At 41.7% G+C, this 21,486-nt stretch carries 17 protein-coding genes and 1 CRISPR repeat array; of the genes, 4 read left to right on the top strand and 13 right to left on the bottom strand.

The genetic code is table 11. From position 1 onward, the window contains the following. Positions 1-37 precede the first annotated feature (37 nt). The 8 genes from JMF81_RS08665 to csm6 form a co-directional block, all read right to left on the bottom strand. Positions 38-247, bottom strand: coding sequence for a type II toxin-antitoxin system HicB family antitoxin (locus JMF81_RS08665; RefSeq protein WP_201311060.1), 210 nt, complete (start codon positions 245-247; stop codon positions 38-40). A 767-nt stretch (positions 248-1,014) separates the two neighbouring features. Then, positions 1,015-2,144: a CRISPR direct-repeat array (repeat unit 36 nt; unit sequence TTCTCGTCCCCTGCCGGGGGTTCTAATTACCTAAAT). A 135-nt stretch (positions 2,145-2,279) separates the two neighbouring features. Continuing rightward, on the bottom strand, positions 2,280-3,389 hold the full coding sequence (gene csm5 / locus JMF81_RS08670) for a type III-A CRISPR-associated RAMP protein Csm5 (protein ID WP_201311061.1): 1,110 nt from the start codon (positions 3,387-3,389) through the stop codon (positions 2,280-2,282). Continuing rightward, a complete protein-coding gene (gene csm4, locus JMF81_RS08675; RefSeq protein ID WP_201311062.1) occupies positions 3,389-4,309 on the bottom strand; it encodes a type III-A CRISPR-associated RAMP protein Csm4 in 921 nt (306 codons plus the stop codon). Before csm4 ends, csm5 begins: the two co-directional genes overlap by 1 nt. Before the next feature lies 1 nt (position 4,310). After that, positions 4,311-4,976 (bottom strand): type III-A CRISPR-associated RAMP protein Csm3, encoded by a 666-nt coding sequence (gene csm3 / locus JMF81_RS08680; RefSeq protein ID WP_201311063.1) that lies wholly within the window; start codon positions 4,974-4,976, stop codon positions 4,311-4,313. Between the two features lie 12 nt (positions 4,977-4,988). Continuing rightward, entirely contained in the window at positions 4,989-5,390 is a 402-nt protein-coding gene (gene csm2, locus JMF81_RS08685; RefSeq protein ID WP_201311064.1) for a type III-A CRISPR-associated protein Csm2, read from the bottom strand. Next, entirely contained in the window at positions 5,377-7,731 is a 2,355-nt protein-coding gene (gene cas10 / locus JMF81_RS08690; protein ID WP_201311065.1) for a type III-A CRISPR-associated protein Cas10/Csm1, read from the bottom strand. Before cas10 ends, csm2 begins: the two co-directional genes overlap by 14 nt. Then, positions 7,685-8,476, bottom strand: coding sequence for a CRISPR-associated endoribonuclease Cas6 (gene cas6 / locus JMF81_RS08695; protein ID WP_201311066.1), 792 nt, complete (start codon positions 8,474-8,476; stop codon positions 7,685-7,687). Before cas6 ends, cas10 begins: the two co-directional genes overlap by 47 nt. 5 nt (positions 8,477-8,481) lie before the next feature. Then, on the bottom strand, positions 8,482-9,807 hold the full coding sequence (csm6, locus tag JMF81_RS08700; RefSeq protein ID WP_201311067.1) for a type III-A CRISPR-associated CARF protein Csm6: 1,326 nt from the start codon (positions 9,805-9,807) through the stop codon (positions 8,482-8,484). Positions 9,808-10,082: 275 nt separating this feature from the next. On the opposite strand from csm6, the gene JMF81_RS08705 reads away from it, so the two are divergent. Together JMF81_RS08705 and JMF81_RS08710 are read left to right on the top strand one after the other, a co-directional pair. Further along, positions 10,083-13,187: an ABC transporter ATP-binding protein/permease gene (locus JMF81_RS08705; protein WP_201311068.1), complete on the top strand. Its 3,105-nt coding sequence runs from the start codon at positions 10,083-10,085 to the stop codon at positions 13,185-13,187. Between the two features lie 19 nt (positions 13,188-13,206). After that, entirely contained in the window at positions 13,207-13,773 is a 567-nt protein-coding gene (locus tag JMF81_RS08710; RefSeq protein ID WP_201311069.1) for a flavin reductase family protein, read from the top strand. 57 nt (positions 13,774-13,830) lie between these two features. Here JMF81_RS08710 and JMF81_RS08715 read toward each other — a convergent pair whose 3' ends face one another. From JMF81_RS08715 to JMF81_RS08725, 3 genes are all read right to left on the bottom strand, one after another. After that, positions 13,831-14,970 carry a glycerate kinase family protein gene (locus JMF81_RS08715; protein WP_201311070.1) on the bottom strand — a complete coding sequence of 380 codons (1,140 nt, stop codon included), beginning with the start codon at positions 14,968-14,970 and terminating at the stop codon, positions 13,831-13,833. Positions 14,971-15,065: 95 nt separating this feature from the next. Then, positions 15,066-15,833 (bottom strand): DUF6904 family protein, encoded by a 768-nt coding sequence (locus JMF81_RS08720; RefSeq protein ID WP_201311071.1) that lies wholly within the window; start codon positions 15,831-15,833, stop codon positions 15,066-15,068. Positions 15,834-15,908: 75 nt separating this feature from the next. Beyond that, positions 15,909-16,895, bottom strand: coding sequence for a helix-turn-helix transcriptional regulator (locus tag JMF81_RS08725; protein ID WP_201311072.1), 987 nt, complete (start codon positions 16,893-16,895; stop codon positions 15,909-15,911). Positions 16,896-17,256: 361 nt separating this feature from the next. On the opposite strand from JMF81_RS08725, the gene JMF81_RS08730 reads away from it, so the two are divergent. Together JMF81_RS08730 and JMF81_RS08735 are read left to right on the top strand one after the other, a co-directional pair. Beyond that, positions 17,257-18,171 carry a DUF4474 domain-containing protein gene (locus JMF81_RS08730; protein ID WP_201311073.1) on the top strand — a complete coding sequence of 305 codons (915 nt, stop codon included), beginning with the start codon at positions 17,257-17,259 and terminating at the stop codon, positions 18,169-18,171. Further along, entirely contained in the window at positions 18,132-19,052 is a 921-nt protein-coding gene (locus tag JMF81_RS08735; RefSeq protein WP_243282591.1) for a metallophosphoesterase, read from the top strand. The genes JMF81_RS08730 and JMF81_RS08735 overlap by 40 nt, the downstream gene beginning before the upstream one ends. A 76-nt stretch (positions 19,053-19,128) precedes the next feature. On the opposite strand, the gene JMF81_RS08740 is transcribed toward JMF81_RS08735, so the two are convergent. Both JMF81_RS08740 and JMF81_RS08745 read right to left on the bottom strand, forming a co-directional pair. Beyond that, complete coding sequence (locus JMF81_RS08740; RefSeq protein WP_201311074.1) at positions 19,129-19,905, bottom strand: HAD-IIB family hydrolase; 777 nt, start codon at positions 19,903-19,905, stop codon at positions 19,129-19,131. Between the two features lie 178 nt (positions 19,906-20,083). Further along, the coding region (locus JMF81_RS08745) for an immunoglobulin domain-containing protein (RefSeq protein WP_279323888.1) at positions 20,084-21,486 on the bottom strand (1,403 nt) is incomplete at its 5' end.

Raw genomic sequence — 21,486 nt, forward strand, 5'->3', positions numbered from 1 at the left:
AAACACAAAAACTCCTGCAGATTCAGGAGTTTTTATTTTAAGCATATAATCGTTTACCTTTTGGTTCTGGTATCTCTCTTCCCATCTCTTTGGCTGTCTCAATCCACTCAGAAATAACAACCTGAGAATTTTTCAAAGCTTCCATCTGGGTTTTCCCATCTGACATACATCCCGGCAATTCAGGGACTTCTGCGATATAGCAATCATCTTCCTGGCTCCAATAGATTATAACTTCATATTTATACATAGTTATACCTCCAACTTATATGCCAAAATCAAATTTCTTTCACTCATAATATCCGTCATTATCTTCCTAACAGCTGTCATATAACCCCTCCCTCTTATTCATTTTATCATTTCATATTCTGCGGTGCAATATTGCCACTTTGGGATTTCCAGTGTCCATTCCTTATCATTTTCCAAGCAATGACTTATTGACTCCACCACCAAACACAAAAAAAGCCAAATATTACTATAATCAGAAATCCAGCTGCAGCAACCCCAATAATATAACCGATAGCATACAAAATATCTGATTCCATATTCCTCTCTTCCTTTTCGCATTAAGAAATATTCCGTCCCCTTCCGGGTTTTTCATTACCCAAATAAAACAATGCATACAAATGTCAGAGAATATATTAATTTCTTCTCGTCCCCTGTCGGGGTTCTAATTACCTAAATCGACAAAGATATGAGGCACTACATGCTTTATTTCAATTCTCGTCCCCTGTCGGGGTTCTAATTGTCTAAATAGATAAGAGCAAGGCCTTAAAGGGTCTTATTTTTATGCAAGTTTTCGTCCCCTGCCGGGGGTCTAATTATCTAAATTGTTTACGATTACATATAGAGATCAGGAAGAAAGGAGTTCTCGTCCCCTGCCGGGGGTTCTAATTATCTAAATTATGAAGTTTCTCTATGTGCTGATGCGAATGAAGTTGTGTTCTCGTCCCCTGTCGGGGTTCTAATTATCTAAATAAAGATCCGAATGAATTTAAAAGATTTGCGAATTATTAGTTCTCGTCCCCTGCCGGGGGTCCTAATTATCTAAAAGAAAGACTTCTATGAATTAAAAGAGCAAAGGCTGTTCTCGTCCCCTGCCGGGGGTTCTAATTACCTAAATCTAGCAAGGCAGAAAGGAAAATATAATGGTATTTTACATTCTCGTCCCCTGCCGGGGGTTCTAATTACCTAAATAGAGTTAAGAAACTGGAGAAGAAAGGTTACATAGTATTCTCGTCCCCTGCCGGGGGTTCTAATTACCTAAATAAGTAGAAAGTATTTTTCAGTGGAATGATGGAAATTCATTCTCGTCCCCTGCCGGGGGTTCTAATTACCTAAATGGATACGTATGAATTGATCGATAAGATCAAATATTCTTTTCTCGTCCCCTGCCGGGGGTTCTAATTACCTAAATTAATTTTTGGAGCAATTTTATTCAATTTAGTTTTAGGGTTCTCGTCCCCTGCCGGGGGTTCTAATTACCTAAATCTTGTCAACAACTTTTTTTCAATCTTTTCAAAAATTTGTTCTCGTCCCCTGCCGGGGGTTCTAATTACCTAAATATGTACTGTCTAACCCGTTCACTGTTTCAAAAAATTTTCTCGTCCCCTGCCGGGGGTTCTAATTACCTAAATAACATTTTATTTTTTTGTATAATCATTTTAAGTCAGGTTCTCGTCCCCTGCCGGGGGTTCTAATTATCTAAATTTTATGGATAATCTCAAAGAAATAGAAGGTTATGAAATTGTTCTCGTCCCCTGCCGGGGGTTCTAATTATCTAAATTTGTATGCTTATAAAGATAGTAACTATAATGTATAGTTCTCGTCCCCTGCCGGGGGTTCTAATTATCTAAATCAACTATAGATTTGAATTTAAAGGTTTCCTTGTTTCCCTTCTCGTCCCCTGCCGGGGGTTCTAATTATCTAAATCCTGGTTAGATACTGGTAACGGTTATGTAATTGTTTCTCGTCCCCTGCCGGGGGTTCTAATTATCTAAATTTATTATAATATGCAGCGATCCAGCCGGATGGATTCTCGTCCCCTGCCGGGGGTTCTAATTATCTAAATTATAAGTGCGGACTGGTGCAAAGTTACCATACAACGTTTATTCTCGTCCCCTGCCGGGGGTTCTAATTATCTAAATCCTGCCCTCTGCAGCTCCCTGTTTTCGCCGCCTGCCGCCATATTTTGCGGCTGAAAACAAAATGAACGAAGTCTGCCTCTCAAACTTTCTTCCAAAATTGTCTCCAGACCGCTAATTATGGGCATCGGCGCAAAATCACAATTCTTCCATCTGAATCTCACATTTTCCAAATTCACACTCCCTTCCTTCACACTCTGTTCCTCGTATTGCATGAGGCGATGCTCCCAGTCTGCTATCCAAATAGTGTTTATGCTGTCTGGCAATTGATTTTGCCAATGTTTTTCCGAAAATCTCACTCACATACTCACCTGCTTCATCCTGCTCGAAGATATCATATAAAATTGTTTTACTTACAAATCCGACTGCTCCGCCAATGTAAATCATATTTTCTGCATTGTCCTGCATCTTAAATTTAAGCAAAAACTTTTGGTAAATTCCCAGAAAATTATTAACCGCAGTCAGAATCGTTTCATCCGTAGCCTGATTCATACTCTCATCAATCGTCATGGTAAATTCTATTTTCCGCCCCGGACGTATACACTCTCTCATGATTGGAAGACGTTTCTTTGTGCCTTTGACATTACTGTCAATTTGCTGACAAACGGTTAGATCACTTAAGGAAAGCGGCTTGCTGTCACTGATTATGATACCCCTCATAATATCCTGGACAGAATTTCTCTGATCTGTCTCATAATCCAGCAAATGAAACACCTGCTGTTCAATTTCTTTCATTTCTCTTCCCAGATACCTTTTACCTGGCCTGGATTCTTTTAACCCTTTTTTAATAATCCTTTGTGCATTTCTTTTCTTATCTGGATCATACAACAGTTCATCTGCCAGTAAAATGGTCCGTAGCACTCCCTTTAAACTACTGCCTGGTATATATGGCATACCGTAAGGATCCTTTACACATAATAACAAATCATTTGTTTCATCAGTCAATACTACATCAGAACAGTCTAACCGATACCGCATCCACGACAGATATTCCTTCTCTGAAACCCTCTGTTTCTGCATCCATCTTGCAAAATCTTTTTCATTTCGATTCAGCAAATATCTTTCATAAGCTTGTCCCTTTTTCTTTCTCTGCATTGCACTGTATACCTTTTTCATGTCCGGCAAATAAATCTTTTTTTCGCTTCGATTCAGAACATATTGTTTTTTCTTTATTTTTTCTCCTGAACCAACATACACAGGGCTTTTGGTTGTCAAAATCACCCTATAGGATTTCAAATATTGTCCCATTATTTCACCCCCACAAAAACAGGTACTGCATATTTATACACCGGATGACTTCCACCCAGAGAAACATCGTAGATATCTCCATCAAAAGTGTCATGAAAACAAGATCCGCCTGCAAAAGCATAAAAATCTTTTTTTCGCTGTAAATGCTCTGCATATGTATCAGATGCGACAAACCCGCTTCTTTTTATCACTTGAAAATTAGCGTCGCTGCACGCCTTTTTTAATTCATCCTCTTTTGGTAATGCAAGAGATACCAGCATTTTCAAAGAATATTTTTCAATATTGATTCGTTCTTCCAGCTCCAATGGCAGATCAGAACATTCCAATTGAAATTTTCCATATCCACTAGTTCTTTTTCCGCCAATTCCACTATACTCCAATGCTCTCATCAATTCCATCAGAAATTCAAAAACTTCTTCCGTGTCGTAAGCAACTATCACATACAATCCTGTATCTTTTTGAAAATGATACGATCCTACGAAATAAGGCTCCGGCTCTTCTTCGCGAGCCACAGATACCTTCTGCGTCATCTGAAATTTCCCCAGACCATCATATTTTTCTTTTTCCTTTTGGACATCCAAATTTCCCTGGATATATTCCTCAAATTTTCCCACTGGAATATATTTTAATTTTTTGAATAATTTTTTCACTTTAGAGTTTCCCTCTTCATCTGTTTCTACTCGAAAAAGAGGTTTCGGCAGATACAGTTCATCCTGAATAAATGGCATCCCATCGGATAATTTCAACCGCCCCTCTCCGCAATACTGCAGCAGTCTAGCCAGACTCGCCATTTTTAACGCCTCATGGCATAATGCAGAAAATAACGTATCCGCATAGAATACAGGTTCGCCGTCTGTCAGTAGTCCTTTGCCGATATGCAGCCCGGTGGAAAAATGCATTTTACATATTTTAAAATTCATTCTATTCACCTTTCATAATTTCATTGCATTGATTTATAATATCCGCTGATACATTCCCTACAACACATTTCGCTGATAAATCGGAAAACTTAATTTTTCCATATCCTCTCGTTCCGTTTCCTCCCAGATAATCATATTGAAGCAGTTCAAATCCCTGTTTGATTGCAGCCATATCTTCTGTAATTTCCTCTTCTTTCATGACATCATAAATCAAATCCAATTGAAATTTGGACCCTCTGATGACCCTTTCAATCTGCCTTGGATTCGCAATAGCAGTTGCACGATTAATTGTATTTTCAAATTTAATTTCTGTCGCAGAATGAATCTCCATTTCTCTCAATTCGTCCATATTGCTCAAAATCATATCAGAAAAGATCAGCCGGCTTGCTCGTTTTCCATCTCCCTTTTTCGAATTTCCAAACAACCTTAATACGATTTCCGGATCCTCATCGTGTTGTTTTAAAATAGCTGTCTTTGAATACTGTTTTGCCAGCAACGTCCTCATTTTCCCTTTCAGGCTGCTCCCTGGTATCATCGGAAGGTCACTCTGGCGATCCCGAATCACCGGTGAATCCACTGCTCCGATCGCAGCAAATTGAGAAGATCCTCCAATATGCATCCCAGTTTCAACTGTTATTGTCCCAGAAATTTTTATCTTACCATACATTTTTCTATCCTCCTATGCATCTCTTCCGCCATAAAATCTGTGATATGCAACTAACGCTTCCATGTATCTGCAAAACAACAGAAACTGCTCTCTGCTTTTCCCTATACTCTGTATGTTTTCAATTAACTCTGCTTTTTTCACAAATTTCATAACGTCTTTATCCTTATCATCTCTTCCTGCTTCATAGATAATCCTTAATCTTAAATACTGGATTTCCTGACAAATATCTTCTGATAATTCAGGATTAGGATCATGGATTACCTGATTATATATCGCTGTAACTAGAGAAAGAATATTTCTGATTTTAGACGTTGTCAAGCTTATCCTATATCCTCCATTTCTATTCTTCTCCCTCATGCTTTTTATGACTTTTTCTGCCTGATCCACATACGTTAATTTATCAATCTTCGCCATTGTATTCTCCTTCCTTCTCCCTTGCCTGATATATATACAAATAAATTGCCAATTCTAATTGTCTGGAATCTTTCTCGTCCTGTATCCACTGATACATAGATTTTGAAAATCTGTGATACAGTTCCTTCTGTTCCTCCGAAGCATTCTCTGAAGGTTCAATCCGTGATAATTGATAAGCGAATCTGGCAATGTTGATTTTACCATCTTCCTCCATCCATCTGGCTCTCACCAACTCTAATACCCGATACAGAAACGCTTTGCCTCTTTCTGCCGCAAACTCATCCAGATAAGATTGTATCAGCTGTAATTTTTCTTCTATGACTTCCTGAATCAGTTCACTCCAATGGAAGGAATATCTTTCATCAAATAAAGTAATCGCATTTTTCCCCTCTACTTCTTTTGCTGCATCTTCTAATGCTCCTGTCTGTTTTGCCATTACAGAAATCGGGAATTTAGGAGGATAGATTCCGATTCCTCCTGATATCGTAAGCGTCCCCTGCGAATATTTTTTCAGGCTGTAGTACAAATCAACAGCAAAGCCGATTATATCGTCCCAGCTTCCCACAACAAACAAATCATCACCGCCGGAATATACGATAACTGCAGCTCTTCTCTTATCTTCTTTTTCCTTCAAATAAAATGATCCCTGCTCCAAAAGGTTATTAATGTAATATTTAAAAAACAAAGATAACTTTCTGGAAAAAGTAGATGTTCTGGATAATGTAACATATCTGTTATGATTTTCCTTATTCGCAAAGCCGGAAACAAATGCCTCTCCTAAATTATCGACATCCGCCCGTAAAACTGCAATTCTTTCAATTCCCTGGGCACAGTCCGCCAGATCCTGAAAACTGCATCCGGTTTTATAATGATAATCTCCTACCCATAATTTTGTTGCAACAGAATATCCTGAATAAAATTTATTCTTCCCATACGTTCGAATATAAGACGAATCCTCCTTCATCCTCTGTCTCACATCTTCTTCTTTCTTTTCTGTTGTCAAATAGCGTCCCAATGGCAGAGGCAGAGAGACTCCTTTTTTCTCTGATGATACAATAAAGAACTGATTTTCCATAATCTGTACTGCCATTTGTTCCAATGACCAGCATATTTCACACTGATTATCCTCCCGCAGCAAATCTGTTCTATGACATATCTTGCATTCTCTTTCTCCCGAAATTTGTTCTTTTTGATTCAAATACAATAAATCCTTATATGTATATCGATTCATTTTTTGATCAGATATTCGCCTCGTAATTGTCCGGAAAATTTTCTGATAGCTTCCTTCCGGCTGATTTTTCAAATCCGCTGCGCTGCATCCTGCAAATCCGCATCCTGCAAATAAATCTGTTTGAAAAGTTTCCAAAAACCATTGATTTACTTCCTTCTCAAATACTGCTAACTGTCCCTTCGTTTCCTCTGTATTGGCAAGCAGTAAATAACAGTGCCCGCCTCCGGAATACAGCAGATTAACTCTTGACAAAGAAACTTTCTCTAGCAATTCATCTATCATATGTTCCATCATGATTTCAAGATAAAACGATCTGGCTCTTAAACCTTTTAATGCACCTTTACTGGTTATTGTATAAATGAAGTCCTGAATACCTGAAAGATCCATGCTGTAAATCATAAAGACTTTTTCTTCATAGAATTGCTCTGCTTCCTTCAATAAAACGGTCTGATAATCCTTGATTCCTTTTTCCTGCAGATATAAATAAATACAGCTTGCAGCTGCTGCGGTCAGCTTGACATGATCGTACAGCGAAATATCTGCTCTCTCCTGCAGAGATGTGGAAGATGGTACAAACGATAATGTTGCCTCCAGGATCTCCAGCAATGAATTTAAATAATTTTTATCGTAAGCAAACTCCTGCAGACATTCTTTTATTTTTTGAGAAATCTCTGTATAAAAATTTTCCCGATATTCAATTTTGTCTTCTGTTGGATAGTTAATACCGCTTTCATCTCCCAGCATACGCGGCTGATAACAAAAATCCTGGTGATTGCCTCTCAAAATATTAAAAATACTTTCCAGAGGCACTTTCCGGTCAAAGCCCCGTTCTCCCTGATCTTTCTCTCTCCGATCCGCTGCAGAGGCTATATTATCTGCAATGTATGTAATATAAGCGAGTGAATCCGGCTGTATCGAAGCTGCTCCCAGATTTTTCCCGTGATGATATCGAATCTGATTTAATATTTCTGTATCATCTATTCGTATTTCTTTTTTTAAGAAATCATATCCACTCTCGCTGTGATTTCTTCCATCGCTGCTCCGATACAGTACTTTGCCTATATCATGAAGCAGTGCTCCTGCAACGATTCTGATTTGATCTTTTGTCATTCTTAAATCCTTCCTTTATCTTATATGCACCCATTCCCAGAGACGTTTTTATTCCAATCCCGGAATATTGTCCAAACTCTGCCATCATTCTGACTAAATTTACCAGCTGCTGCGGTCCCTTTATATACATGGTAATTGTCCCCATAAAAGCCGGAATCCGGATTCCCTCCAAAGAGAATTTTACACTTCTGAGCCGGTAACCCGTTATTCTTACATTTTCCTCTATCTGATCCAGAATTTCATCATTTCCAATTGCAGTATCTGTTGAAAAACTGTCATATTTATTCATCAAACTTTGGAATATCAACCGAATTGATGGAAGAAACACATACTCTCCATGACTTTTAAAAGATGTCGGAGAATAGAATTCCATACGGAGTACTCTCGGTTGTTTTTCGAAATAATATGTTGTGATCAACTCCTCGTAGGATACATATTTCGCTTGTTTTTCTCTCACTTTGAGTTTCAGCTGCTTATATTTTAAGAAAAATTCATCCTCTTCCATAATTGGGCGAATGATTTTTTCTTCTGCTTCTTTTGTCAAAGTACAAATTCTCCAGCAAAAACTATTTGCAGTCATATCAAATACAGTTTGAGAATACGGCTTCAATACATCCTGATGCATTGCGTCTCCGTAACTCTTTTCTAAATATTCCATCAAAATTCCGTGCATCGTTGAAGCAATATGATAGTCCAGTGTGTCCTGCGCATCATACGTTACTTTTAAAGTTAGTTCTGTTATCATAGTTCTCATCCCTGTATTTTTTCTATTATCATTTGATTCATGACATCATAAGAATTCCAGTCTTCATCTGCAATCTTAAAATGTAATTTCTTCACATATTGTTTCAGCAGTTCAAAAATCTCTACCGGGGTATAACCACACCTTCTTTTTACCCATACATCTGTTACAGAAACCAGATTATGTGCGGTCATATTTCGAACATTTGCTTCAATCTTGCGAATTTCTTCTGATAATTGCAGCATGGTTGGATTTTTTACACAACTTCTCATAATTTTCAGAAGATGAATCGCATAAATTTCTGGTTTGGAAAATCCGTCTTTATACCCAGTATTTAATGCTTCCCATACGGAAGCATTCTGTTTTAATTTATTGATATCCCATTTCCAACTTCCATCTTTTGTCTTATAGCAAAACTGTTTCCAGTCAATCCCTCCATATTCTTTCAAGGCAATCTTAAACAATTCTAATACTACCGGGGTAATCGCTCTGATAAAATCTGCATATTCCTCTTTTTTCACTTTGATTTCCAAATTCAAAACATATTCAAAAATCCCCCGTACATTATCATCCCGAATCGGGAGAAACTGAATGCCATACGGCTTCAATTCCTGATCAATTCCATGAATATTTAACTTTAAGCGGCAGCTCGCTGCCCGAAGCATCGCTAAAATCTCCTCAGATAATGGTGCCGTCATCTCTTCTGCTATTGTCAAAGCTGCTACATAATCGTATGCTCTGATCTGTTTTATAATCGTCTCTTTTCGTATTTCATCCACAAGATAGAAATTCTTCGATTCCATACAGCGGTTTTCAAAGCCATCCTCATTATCTTCGTTTAATTCCCAGTAAGTATCCACATCATAATTTTCCCTGTCTTCTAAACGAGGGTTGATTCCCTTCTGTGGAGTGCTTACCTGAATTGGCTGCATCTTCGTTTCGCCGGTTGCCGCTAAAATTTGCAACGCACTCTTCATAGCGGGCGTTCCTGACGATACATTCAATAATATTTCACAATCCGGATACTGTTTCTGAAGCTCTTTCAACAATTCTCTGTATTCCAGAATAAATGCATCAAAAATCTGGACATCTTCCAGTTCCGGTTTTTCAATCGTTATAATCTGAAATGTATGATCCAGCTTCTCTCCTAGTTTTCTCAAACAAAATCGATATCTGTCATCCTTTTCCTGAGCCTCACACATTTCTTTCGACAAATATAAATATACAATATCCGGCTGATATACACGGCAGATATGGAGCAATGCGCCATCTCTGAAATTTGATATTGGATCTGTTCCTCCTACTGGTGAAAATAATAATTTCTTTCTTCCCATAGCCTTCCCTCTCATTCATACTTTTTTGTTAATATCACTTCCTAAATTATAACATATTCATATAACTACATGTCGATTTTTGTAATTTTTATGCATCTTTACCAAACATCTCGACTTCCTTTATCGATGGAAAAAAATGCTTTTTCCGTTTACTTTTTTCCCATCTCTATTATAATATAGAGTATCTTAATATCTAAAGTAAAACGTATTCTAAACCCTTGTTTTGAATCACAGTTCTTTGCAAAACTTGACACAGAAAGAAGGTATAAGACTTTATGCTGCAAATCAAAGATATTTACAAAGAATATCGGACCGGAGATCTGGTACAGAAAGCGCTGGACCACGTAAGTCTGAACTTACGGGATAATGAGTTTGTTGCAATCCTGGGCCCCAGCGGTTCCGGAAAAACAACACTGCTCAACATTATCGGCGGTCTGGATCAGTATGACAGCGGAGATCTGGTCATCAACGAAATTTCTACCAAAAATTATAAAGACAAGGACTGGGATTCTTACCGGAACCATACCATTGGATTCGTGTTTCAGTCCTATAACCTGATCCCCCATCAGGACATTCTATCCAATGTGGAACTTGCCCTGACAATCTCCGGCATTTCCAAGTCAGAACGCAGACAGCGGGCTGTCGAAGCCCTGGAAGAAGTGGGACTGGGCGAACAGATTCATAAAAAACCAAATCAGCTTTCCGGGGGCCAGATGCAGAGAGTTGCCATCGCCCGTGCCCTGGTCAACAATCCGGATATTCTTCTGGCGGACGAACCTACCGGCGCCCTGGACAGTGACACCAGTGTTCAGGTTATGGATCTTTTGAAAGAAGTGGCAAAGGACCGTCTGGTCGTTATGGTCACTCATAACCCTGAACTGGCGCAGGCTTACGCAACCCGTATCGTAGAACTGCGGGATGGAAAAATCCGCAGTGACTCTGATCCTCTGGAACTGAAACCAACTCACTGGATGGAGCCGGAACACAAGAACATGGGAAAATCCTCCATGTCATTCCTGACCGCACTATCCCTAAGTTTTAACAACCTGAAAACAAAGAAAGCCAGAACGATCCTGACTTCCTTTGCCGGTTCGATCGGCATCATCGGCATCGCTCTGATTCTGTCTCTTTCCACCGGCGTCAATCAGTACATCCAGTCCATTGAGGAAGAGACGTTATCCGAATATCCGCTGCAGATTCAAAGCACAGGCTTTGATCTGACTTCCATGATGGGCGATGCCCAGCAAAGCGGCAGTGACAAAGAAAAAGAAAACAAAGAAACCGAATCGAAAAAAGCAGCCCAGGTTCATGTTTCAGAAATGATCACCAATATGTTTTCAAAGATCGGTTCCAACGACCTGGCATCTTTAAAACAGTATTTCGACAGCGGCGACAGTAAAATTGATAATTATACCAATGCCGTGGAATATACGTATGACGTGTCGCCTCAGATATACAGCTCAGACACAAAAAACATACGACAGGTACATCCGGATAATTCCTTCTCATCTCTGGGACTTGGATCTTCCACCAGCAGCAACAGTTTGATGTCGTCCATGATGAGTACCAATGTATTTTTTCAGATGCCCGGCAAGGACAGTCTTTATAAAGACCAGTATGATGTAAAAGCAGGCAGATGGCCGAAGAAATACAACGAATGTGTCCTGGTCCTCACAGGAAACGGAAATATCAGTGATTTTATGCTGTATACGCTGGGACTCCGGGATTATGATGAACTGGATAAGATGATCGAGGAATTTTCAAAAGAGGAAACCGTAAAAGTACCAGATGATATTTCCTCCTCTTATTCCTATGACGATATTTTGAATACAAAATTTAAGATTGTAAATCCAAGTGACTGCTATCAGTACGACAAGCAGTACAATGTATACAGAGATAAAACAGACGATATCAATTATATGAAAAAGGTTCTGGATAAAAGCGAGGATCTGACCATTGTCGGCATTGTCCAGCCAAGCGAGGATGCAACTGCCACTATGATGTCTTCCGGAATTTACTATCCGGCTTCCCTGACCGATCATGTCATCGAAGAAGCACAGTCCAGTGAGATTGTAAAAAAACAGCTGGATCAGCCGGATGTTGATGTCTTTACAGGCAAAAAATTCGATGATAAGAAGAGCAGTCAGCTGGATATGAACTCTTTATTTACTGTTGACACTGACAAACTAAAACAGGCGTTCTCCATCGACCAGAGCAAACTTGGCGCCGGCGCAGGCAGTCTTGATTTAAGCGGCATCCAGATTGATACTTCTTCCATGCCTTCCATTGACACTGATGCCCTTTTTGAAGGAATGGATCTGGAACTGGACGAAGATCAGGTGACAAAGCTCAGTGATCAGCTGACTTCCGGATTTGAATCCTACCTGAAGAAAAACAATCTGACCGATGAAGAAAACATGGATACGTATTTCATGGCCTACCTGCAGACAGATGACGCCCAGTCTCTCCTGCAAAACGGCATGTCCGGCATCATCCAGTCCAGTGGTCTTGCGGACCAGTTCCAGCAGAACCTGGAAAAGCAGATGCAGTCTGCCATGCAGCAGTATGCCCAGACAATTTCCAAATCCCTGCAGAAGCAGATCAGTTCTGCTATGCAGCAGCAGATGAGCAGCCTGGCAAATAACTTTCAGAACGCCATTCAGATTGATGCGTCCAAATTCCAGGATGCCATTCAGATGAATATGAACGAAGAAGAACTGTCCGAACTTATGATGTCCCTTATGACCTCCGATACTTCTACTTACGAAAACAACCTGCAGAAACTGGGATATGCAGACTTTGACGAGCCAAGCGGCATCAACATTTATCCAAAGGATTTTGAAAACAAGGAAAAAGTCATTGAAATCCTGGATGATTACAATGCACGTATGGAAAAGACTGATGAGGACAAAGTGATCTCCTACACCGATTATGTGGGAACTCTGATGTCTTCTGTCACAGACATTATCAATGTAATCAGCTATGTCCTGATCGCCTTTGTCGCGATTTCTCTTGTTGTATCTTCCATTATGATCGGAGTCATCACTTACATCAGCGTTCTGGAGCGCAAAAAAGAAATCGGTATCCTTCGTGCCATCGGGGCATCGAAACATAACATATCACAGGTATTCAATGCCGAAACCTTTATTATCGGCCTGCTTGCCGGCGTCCTTGGCATTGTGATCACACTGCTTCTGCTGATACCAGGAAATATGCTGATCCATAACATCGCCGGCACAACGAACGTCAACGCTCAGCTTCCGGTTATGGGAGCGGTTATCCTGATCACTTTAAGTGTCATCCTGACACTGATTGGAGGCCTGATTCCATCTAGAAAGGCCGCTAAGAGCGATCCTGTAACAGCGCTTCGTTCAGAATAAAGAAAGGAGTTATAGAAACATGAGAAAAGATTTAGGAGCAAAACCATTTATTTACCCACAGCCTGTCCTGATCGTAGCATCTTATGGAGAAGACGGCACACCGGACGCCATGAATGTGGCATACGGCGGCATCGTAAATTCCAACCGCCTGCAGATCAATATCGGTGTTCGTCATAAGACATCCGACAACATCAAACTCCGTCAGGCATTTACCGTTGGAATTGCCGATGAAGCCAACCTGGTTCCTGCCGACTATGTCGGTATCGTATCCGGACATGACGTACCGGACAAAATCGAGAAATCCGGATTCCATTTAAGAAAGAGCGAATTTGTGGATGCGCCGGTTATCGAGGATCTTCCGATTGTTCTGGAGTGCAAAGTGGAGGAAATCAATCAGTATGACAAAACTCTCCGCATTGTGGCTGAAATCGTTAATACCAGCGTAGACGAGAAGATTCTGGATGCTGATGGAAATGTAGATCCTGAGAAATTAAAAGCAATTTCTTATGATCCTTCCACTCACAATTATCTGAAACTGAACGGAAAGGCAGGCACTGCTTTCAGCGACGGAAACCAGTTAAAATAATGACTATCAGACAGGGGAGCGGTCCAAAAAACCGCTCCCCTGTTTTTATGATCCATATTATTTCATTTTCATGCCGATGGAAATCGCCTGAAACAGTCTGCAGGCCGCATCCAGATACAGCTCTTCGCTTCGTTCCATGGCTTCCTTTAGATCCATGGTTCCACTGATCGTTGTCATTACCGTACAGATTCCCTCATCGTAGATCGTCTCATACCCTTCCAGAAGACCTCCTGCGACTGCTGCCGCTGGTATTCCTGCCTTTTTGCATCGGTTTCCAACGCCGGACGGTACTTTTCCAAAAGAGGACTGCCAGTCCATCCTTCCTTCTCCGGTAATTACCAGATCTGTTCCCTTCAGTTTTTCATCGAATTCCACAATATCCAGCACTGTCTCAATTCCTGATTTTAATTTCGCGTCCAGAAATGTAAGCAGGGCAAATCCCAGCCCGCCGGCAGCTCCTGCCCCGGCCTGTGCAGCGGTATGTTTCCCCATTTCCTTTTCTGCTATTTCCGCATACTGTGCCATCCCTGTTTCCAGCAGTTTTAGATCTTCTTCTGAAGCGCCTTTTTGTTCCCCAAAGGTATACGTTGCCCCATCTTTTCCAAGCAGCGGATTCTTCACATCACTCATTACCGTAAAAGAAGTTTCTTTCACAGCCGGGTGCATACCGGATACATCGACTGACCATACCTTTCCCAGATCCTCTCCGCATCCATCCAGCCGTCTTCCATTCTGATCCAGAAAACGGATTCCAAGAGCGCTCATGGCTCCCATTCCCCCGTCATTGGTCGCGCTTCCGCCGATTCCAATCAGGATATCACGAATCCCCTGATCCATCGCATCCGCGATCAGCATCCCGGTTCCATAGCTGGTCGTCTTTCTGGGATTCCTCAATGCTTCTGGCACCAGAGAAAGCCCTGAGGCCTGTGCCATCTCTATCACTGCTTTTTTCCCCGGAAGTATCCCATATACTGCTCTCTGCTCTTCTCCCAGCGGGCCTTTGACTGGTATTTCGCGATAAGTTCCATGCAGTTCCTCCACCACAGTATCCATCGTTCCTTCTCCGCCATCCGCCACCAGCACTTTTTCTGTCTCTGCCTCCGGAAACACCCTGTGAGCAGCCTCCTCCAGCAGCTGGGCGACCCTTTTGGAACTTAAAGATCCTTTAAACGAATCTGACGCAAACAGTATCTTCATAACATCCTTCCTTTCTGTCTCATTTAAAAAAAGGAAAAGACTTTTCCTCCGATGCAAAAAGTCTTTCCCCTCATTCTGTTTCATTCTCTGTTCCGCTACCAGTCAATCTCTTCCGGATAGTCTGCTTTTGCGTGAATCTGATGAATGTTTTTCCCGTATTTTTCTGCCCAGAAGGCCAGTTTCTTTTCCAGATCATCATAAGATTCCGGCCTGCCTAAGATCCTTTCTGTAATATCCCGCAGTTTCTGTCTTCTGTCTTTTTCTTCCGTACGAATCAGCTCCATATTGCATCGTTTGATGTACTCAATAATATAGCTTATATAATGCTTCGGCTCCAGCTCTTCCCGCTTCTCCAGTAATTTCTCCGCTTCTCTTTCTCCGATCACTTCACCCAGCGCCTGCCAGATCGCCGAGCACAAAACCTCCAAATTCGCACGATCCCTGTAGAAACGCATCAATGAACGGGGTTCATATACACTTCCCTTATATTTACTGTGACGTCCATAATATTTTTTCGAAAAATCATACGTCTCCGGCAGCACAATGGCAAGAAAAATTGCTTCCGGGAAGAAAATATTCGTACTGAAATATACATTTTCAGAAGGCGCCGTGATTTCTTTCCACTTCATGATATCTTTATTCATGCCGTTTTCCACGGACAAAATCTCTCTGGAGGCCCGGTATGCATGCCGCGTTTCATAGCACAGTCCCAGCAGCAGATCTTTGGCTCCGTAATATGGACTTTCCGGACGTTCATCAAATCCACACATACCATAAATAGAATCCACCAGATCATACAGATCATTATAATCACCTTGTATCATTATCCCGATCAAATGCTTTGTCGGCTTGATTTGCAGCATAACTTTTCCTCCCTTTTTTCTTTTTATTTTAACATATACTATATCAATTACAAGGCATGATTTGTACAGATCTCTCTATTGATATCTTTTTAAAATATTTTCTAAAAATATCCTGTATTCCTTCCTGACAGATTCCGGTTCCTGAACAGAAACCCTGTCTCCAAGTCCCGCGACCCAGCCGAAAAACTGGGGACTGACTGTAACCAGAACTCTTACCCGAAACTGTTCCTCCCCTTCCGGGATCAGCATTGCATCCTGTCCAAAACGGTCCAGAATAACACCTGTCAGCTGACGATGACAAAGCAGCGTTACTTCCTCGTCCCTCCCACCGTACATTCCAAACATCTTCTTGGAGAATGCCGCAAGATCAAAATTATGAAACTTCTCTTCTCCCAGACGCTGTTCCTGCAGCAGAGAGGTATCTTTCATCTTATCCACCCGGTAATGCTTCAGCATATCTGCATGTTCATCATAAGCGATCAGATAATAATTATCATCGTTCCACGTAAGCGTCCATGGGCTCACAGCATAGTAAGCGCCATTTTTCTTTGGCACCAGTTCCCGTTTGATCGTCCATTCTGTATATTGAAAAGCAATTCTTCGGTTTTCCAGAATTGCCTCGTGGATCCGGTCCACGTTATAATAAATTCTTTCATTGTCCGCCTTCAGCCGGTTATAAATAAATACATTTCTCTGGAGCTGTTTGGCATTATACTCTCCTGCAAGTTTTTCCAGCTTTCGAATCAGCTCTTCCGACTTTCTGCTGGTAATAAATTTGGAAGACTGTACAGAATCTACCAGAAGCTTTAATTCCGGAAGTTCAAACTCCCTGGAGCCAACATAATATCCTATATCTTTTCCGCCCTTGTTCTGGATAATATCCATGCCGAATTCCCGGAGCGTATCAATGTCATTATAGATTGTCTTTCGGTCCGCAGACAGTCCATACTGCCCTAATTCCCTGTTCAGATCTGCCGCTGATAAAGGATGCTTTTCATCACTTTTTTCCAACAGGGTTTTCATAATATATAAAATCTTTAATTTATTCTTTGAAATTGACATATGACTCCCGCTTTCTTTTTCAGATTCCCACTAAATTTTCTTCCTACAATTCAGATATATACTCCTCATAGTCAGATTCACTGGCAAACAGCATATAAGAACCATTGACATATCCCATATAACCATCATACACCGGATAACCTTTCATCACCGCACCATCCTTTCTTACATAATGACTTTAACCGTACTGTTTATGTCTCTATTATGCAGAAAAATGGTGTCCAGAAATCTCCCCAGTGAATTTTCCATATCGTCTTTTTCTTTATGTTACAACAATTCTTCTTATTTTTCTATTGGCTCCGTGTCCTAACCTTTTTCCTTTTTAGACATATAATACACTAAATACGTTTGGAGGTTTTTTATGTATTTATCTGCCGGCATTTTATTTGCCGTTTGTGTATTATTTTTTGTCTTTCATTTCTTCCGCAGAAGAAAAATCATCTGTAAAGTACGCTGTATGGATCCATGCAAAAAGCAGCGCCTGCTCAATGAACTTGCCGGACCCTTTGGATTTTCCTACGACCCGGACTGCGGCGTCATGACCTCAAGACTGGATGCTCCTCAAAAAGCCTTCGGCTATCAGGCCCTTTATGACCAGACCGCTGTCCACTTTCATATGGTCTTTGACTGTGAACCTGTTTACTTTGATTATCAAGGGCGGACCTGGCTGATTGAATTCTGGAAAGGGCAGTACGGAATCAATATCGGAGGCGAAATTGGAATTTATCACGCTGATACCATAATCTCTCCGGAACATTATGAACAAACCACTTTCCAGAGTGCCTCCGAGGCGGAACTGCTTCCTGTCTCCATGGAACTAAACTTCAAAGGAAAAAATCTGTTTTGCATCAGCCGGCTTCACTGGTGGCTTACCGGATTTTATACCGGCAGGTATGCTGATCCACAAGATCTCAGCATGAATGTCTCTCTTACATTTCCGGATGAAGAAATGATGAACAGCTTTGTGAAAAGCCTGCTTTCCAGAGGCTATGCTTCCTGTGATGTCTGCATCTGCGGTCTGACAGTTTCCTTTTCATTTTCCGTTCCTCACAGCAGGCAGCCAAAACACTGCCTGGCCTTTCTATCTGCCCAATGGAAAAATCGTCTGCTGTGCCGGCTCTATTGCCGCATTACCAGGCCGTTTCACTGTGTACTGGATCAGATTCTTTTCCTGTATTTCTTCCTGCCTGCAGCCTTCCGCCGTACCCTGCGTTTTCAAAAACACAGGCGTCAGAAATGCAGAAAGAAAAGGAACCAAAGGAAACACTGCCGATGAGTTCTTACTCACGGATTTCCAAAGCCTTTCAGCACCCCTGCCGGCTCCCCTTGTATCAGGATTCCAGGTATGTTCTTTTCAGCGACTGCCACAGAGGGACCGGCAGATCCAATGATAACTTTTTAAAAAATGAATTCCTCTATGTTTCTGCTTTAAAATACTACGAAGAACAGGGCTATACTTATCTTGAACTGGGCGATGGAGATGAATTATGGGAAAACCGGTCTTTCTGTGCAGTCAAATCCATCCATCCGGATTCCTTTGAACTTTTGGGACGCTTCTTCCGTCAAGACAGATTTTACGCGGTCTATGGCAATCACGATATCATAAAAAGAAAGAAAAAATTCTGCCAGACATACTGCCAGGATTATTTCTGCCAGTGCCATCAATGCAGCCGGTCTTTGTTTCCTGGTATTCGTTTCTATTCCGGCATTATCCTGGAGGATCAGGAACATCAGATGGATATTTATCTCACCCACGGGCATCAGGCCGACTTTCTCAACAGTGTTTTATGGCCGGTCTCCCGTTTCCTCGTACGTTATATCTGGCGCCCTCTGGAACAGCTGGGCATTCCTGATCCCACCAGTGCCGCCAAAAACCACCGGAAGAAAAAGAGCTCAGAAAAACGCCTGGCCCGATGGGCCGCACAGCAGCATCATCTGCTGATTACAGGACACACCCATCATCCTATGATCGGAACCCCCTCCTCTCCATATTCCAATACCGGCAGCTGTATCTCTCCTTCCGGCATTACCTGCATCGAAATCCAAGACCGCTGCCTTACTTTAATCAAATGGACTCTGGGAACAAAACCGGACCGGACACTGTATGTTAAGAGAGTTCCCCTCGGAACAGCCATCTGCATCGATGACTATGCCTGAAAGCAGGATGGACACACCCTGACAGGATCTTTTTCCTTCATGGTGTGTCCATCTATCTTTCGTTTTCATTCACTTTCTAATCAATCCATCCAAAATGCCTGCATGCGTTGTAGATGCCGTCTTTGTCACAATCGTCCGTAACGTAATCCGCTTTTTCTTTCAATGCCTCAATGGCGTTTCCCATGGCAATGCTGGTCCATTCATCCCTGAACATGGAAAGATCATTTTTTTCATCTCCAAAGACTACCACATCTTTGTAATCTGCTCCCAGATAATCCATGATTGCTTTGATTCCCACAGACTTATCCCCCGGTTCAACGAAAAGATATTCCTTGTGGAAACGGCACCACGGCAGTTCTTTCAGAGTATCCAGCTTTTCTTCTTCCAGCGAAAAACATGCAATATAAACTTTATAGATCTTATCATAATCTCTCGGATCCAGACCAGGCACAACTTCTGTATCCATATATACATCATGAGTAAAGTCATAAAACCTGTGATCCGGAGCCAATCTTCTCTTAGTATTATCCGGGGAAATCGCCCAGATAAAATCTTTTTGTCTGCATTCCTCAATCAGTTTCAGACATTTGTCATAATCCAGCGGCTTGATTTCAATCAGTTTATTATCAATGGTAATGCCATTCCCGCCGTCACTGACCATGTTGGAAAATCCAAGCGCTTTCATGTTATCTGCCGCCATAGCGTAACTGCGTCCTGTCGCAATTGCCGTAAAATGTCCGGCCTCCTGTAATTTCCTGACCGCCATTTTCGTTGACTCCGGTATATACTGTTTTCCAGGCACACCAACTGCCAGTGTTCCGTCAATATCAAAAAAGAAATACTTACGTTTCATATGATTCTCCTCCTAATGCCATTATTGTACCGGTTTTTCCAGCATAAACCAAGGCTTTTTATGATGAAATTATATTTTCCGCCATGATACTGCAGACAGCTGATTACAAAAAAGCGCCGACTTCATTTCTGAAATCAGCGCTCGTCCTATGTCTCTTCTATGCTGTTATACCTTTGATTTATTCTTTTCTGAAAAGTTTTCTTCTGAGAACTTCAAGGAATCCAAGGAGACCAAGTCCTCCTAAAGCGGCCCATGCTCCTGCATCTGACATGTCACCTGTTTTAGGAACCGCTGTATTCTCCTCTTTCTGACTTCCAGCGGCATTTTCTGCAGCGGACATATTTCCTGTCTGTCCATTCTGAGATGCCCCCGGAGTCTCTGCTCCGGTTCCTGGATTTGACGGTGTCTGTGTTCCACTTCCCGGGTTCTCCGGCGTTTCTGTTCCGCTTCCTGGATTCTCCGGTGTCTGTGTTCCTCCTCCCGGATTCTGACCCGGTTCCTCAGGATCTGTCGTTTCTTCTTCCACAATCATATTAGAAACATCGGTCTGAGCCGTTCTGTAGTCATCAGATATGACACAGTAATATCCTTTTCCATCCATTGCTTTATCAGCTGTGACAATCAGCGTATCTGTCTCTGCTCCGCTGTACGTATCATTATCAGAAATCGGATTTCCATCCTGATCATACCACTGCCAGGACACTTCTGTTCCCCATTCTTTCTCCAGCTGCGCATGGAATGTCACCTTATCACCCGGAAGGATCTTGTCATTTTCATGACTCTGGGTAATAGACGCCGGAAGTCCCTGAACGTATACTTTTGCTGACACAGTCTTAGAATTATATTCTGACGCGCTTCCATAGCCTCTCTGTACTACACAGGTATATTCACCGGCATCTGCCGCATCCGCATTGCTGATCATGTATGTAGAAAGCACTGCGTTTGTAATTTTCTTTCCGTCTTTATACCACTGATAGCTGACTCTGTCACTTCCCCAGTCTCCCTGGCGTTCCACTTTTAAGGCAACACGGCCTCCTGCCTGAACCGTCTGATCTTCCGCTGATGCATCCAGTACATGAAGAGTCACTGCCTCACTGTATGCCGTTCCTGCCGCATTGGCTGCGGAAAGATAGAATACCTGTCCATCCTGGTCCGCTGTAATATTTTTCAATGTCATCGTAGTGCTGTCAGGAGTGCTGTACTTGTCATTTGCTGTCAATGGCTGTTTATTTCCATCACACCATACAACTCCGTCCGCCGGAACTGCCGGTATTCCCTGATCATAATTTCCAACCAGACTTACTTTTCCTCCTGCAAATCCATAGACATCTGTTTTATTTACCCTTACCACTGCAAGTTTTCCATCCACCGTCAGGTTCGCGGTTACTGTCTTTGAATTATATTCTGATGCGCTTCCGTAACCTCTCTGAACAACGCACTTATATTCTCCTGCGTCATCTTTCTTCACATCTTTAAGCGTCAGTTTTGCGGTTACTGCTCCAGAGATCTTTTTATCTCCTTTATACCACTGATATCTTACCGGACTTCCCCAGTTTCCTTCCAGGTTTACGGACAATGTTG

It is taken from the genome of Anaerostipes butyraticus, assembly GCF_016586355.1.
GTDB lineage: Bacteria > Bacillota > Clostridia > Lachnospirales > Lachnospiraceae > Anaerostipes > Anaerostipes butyraticus.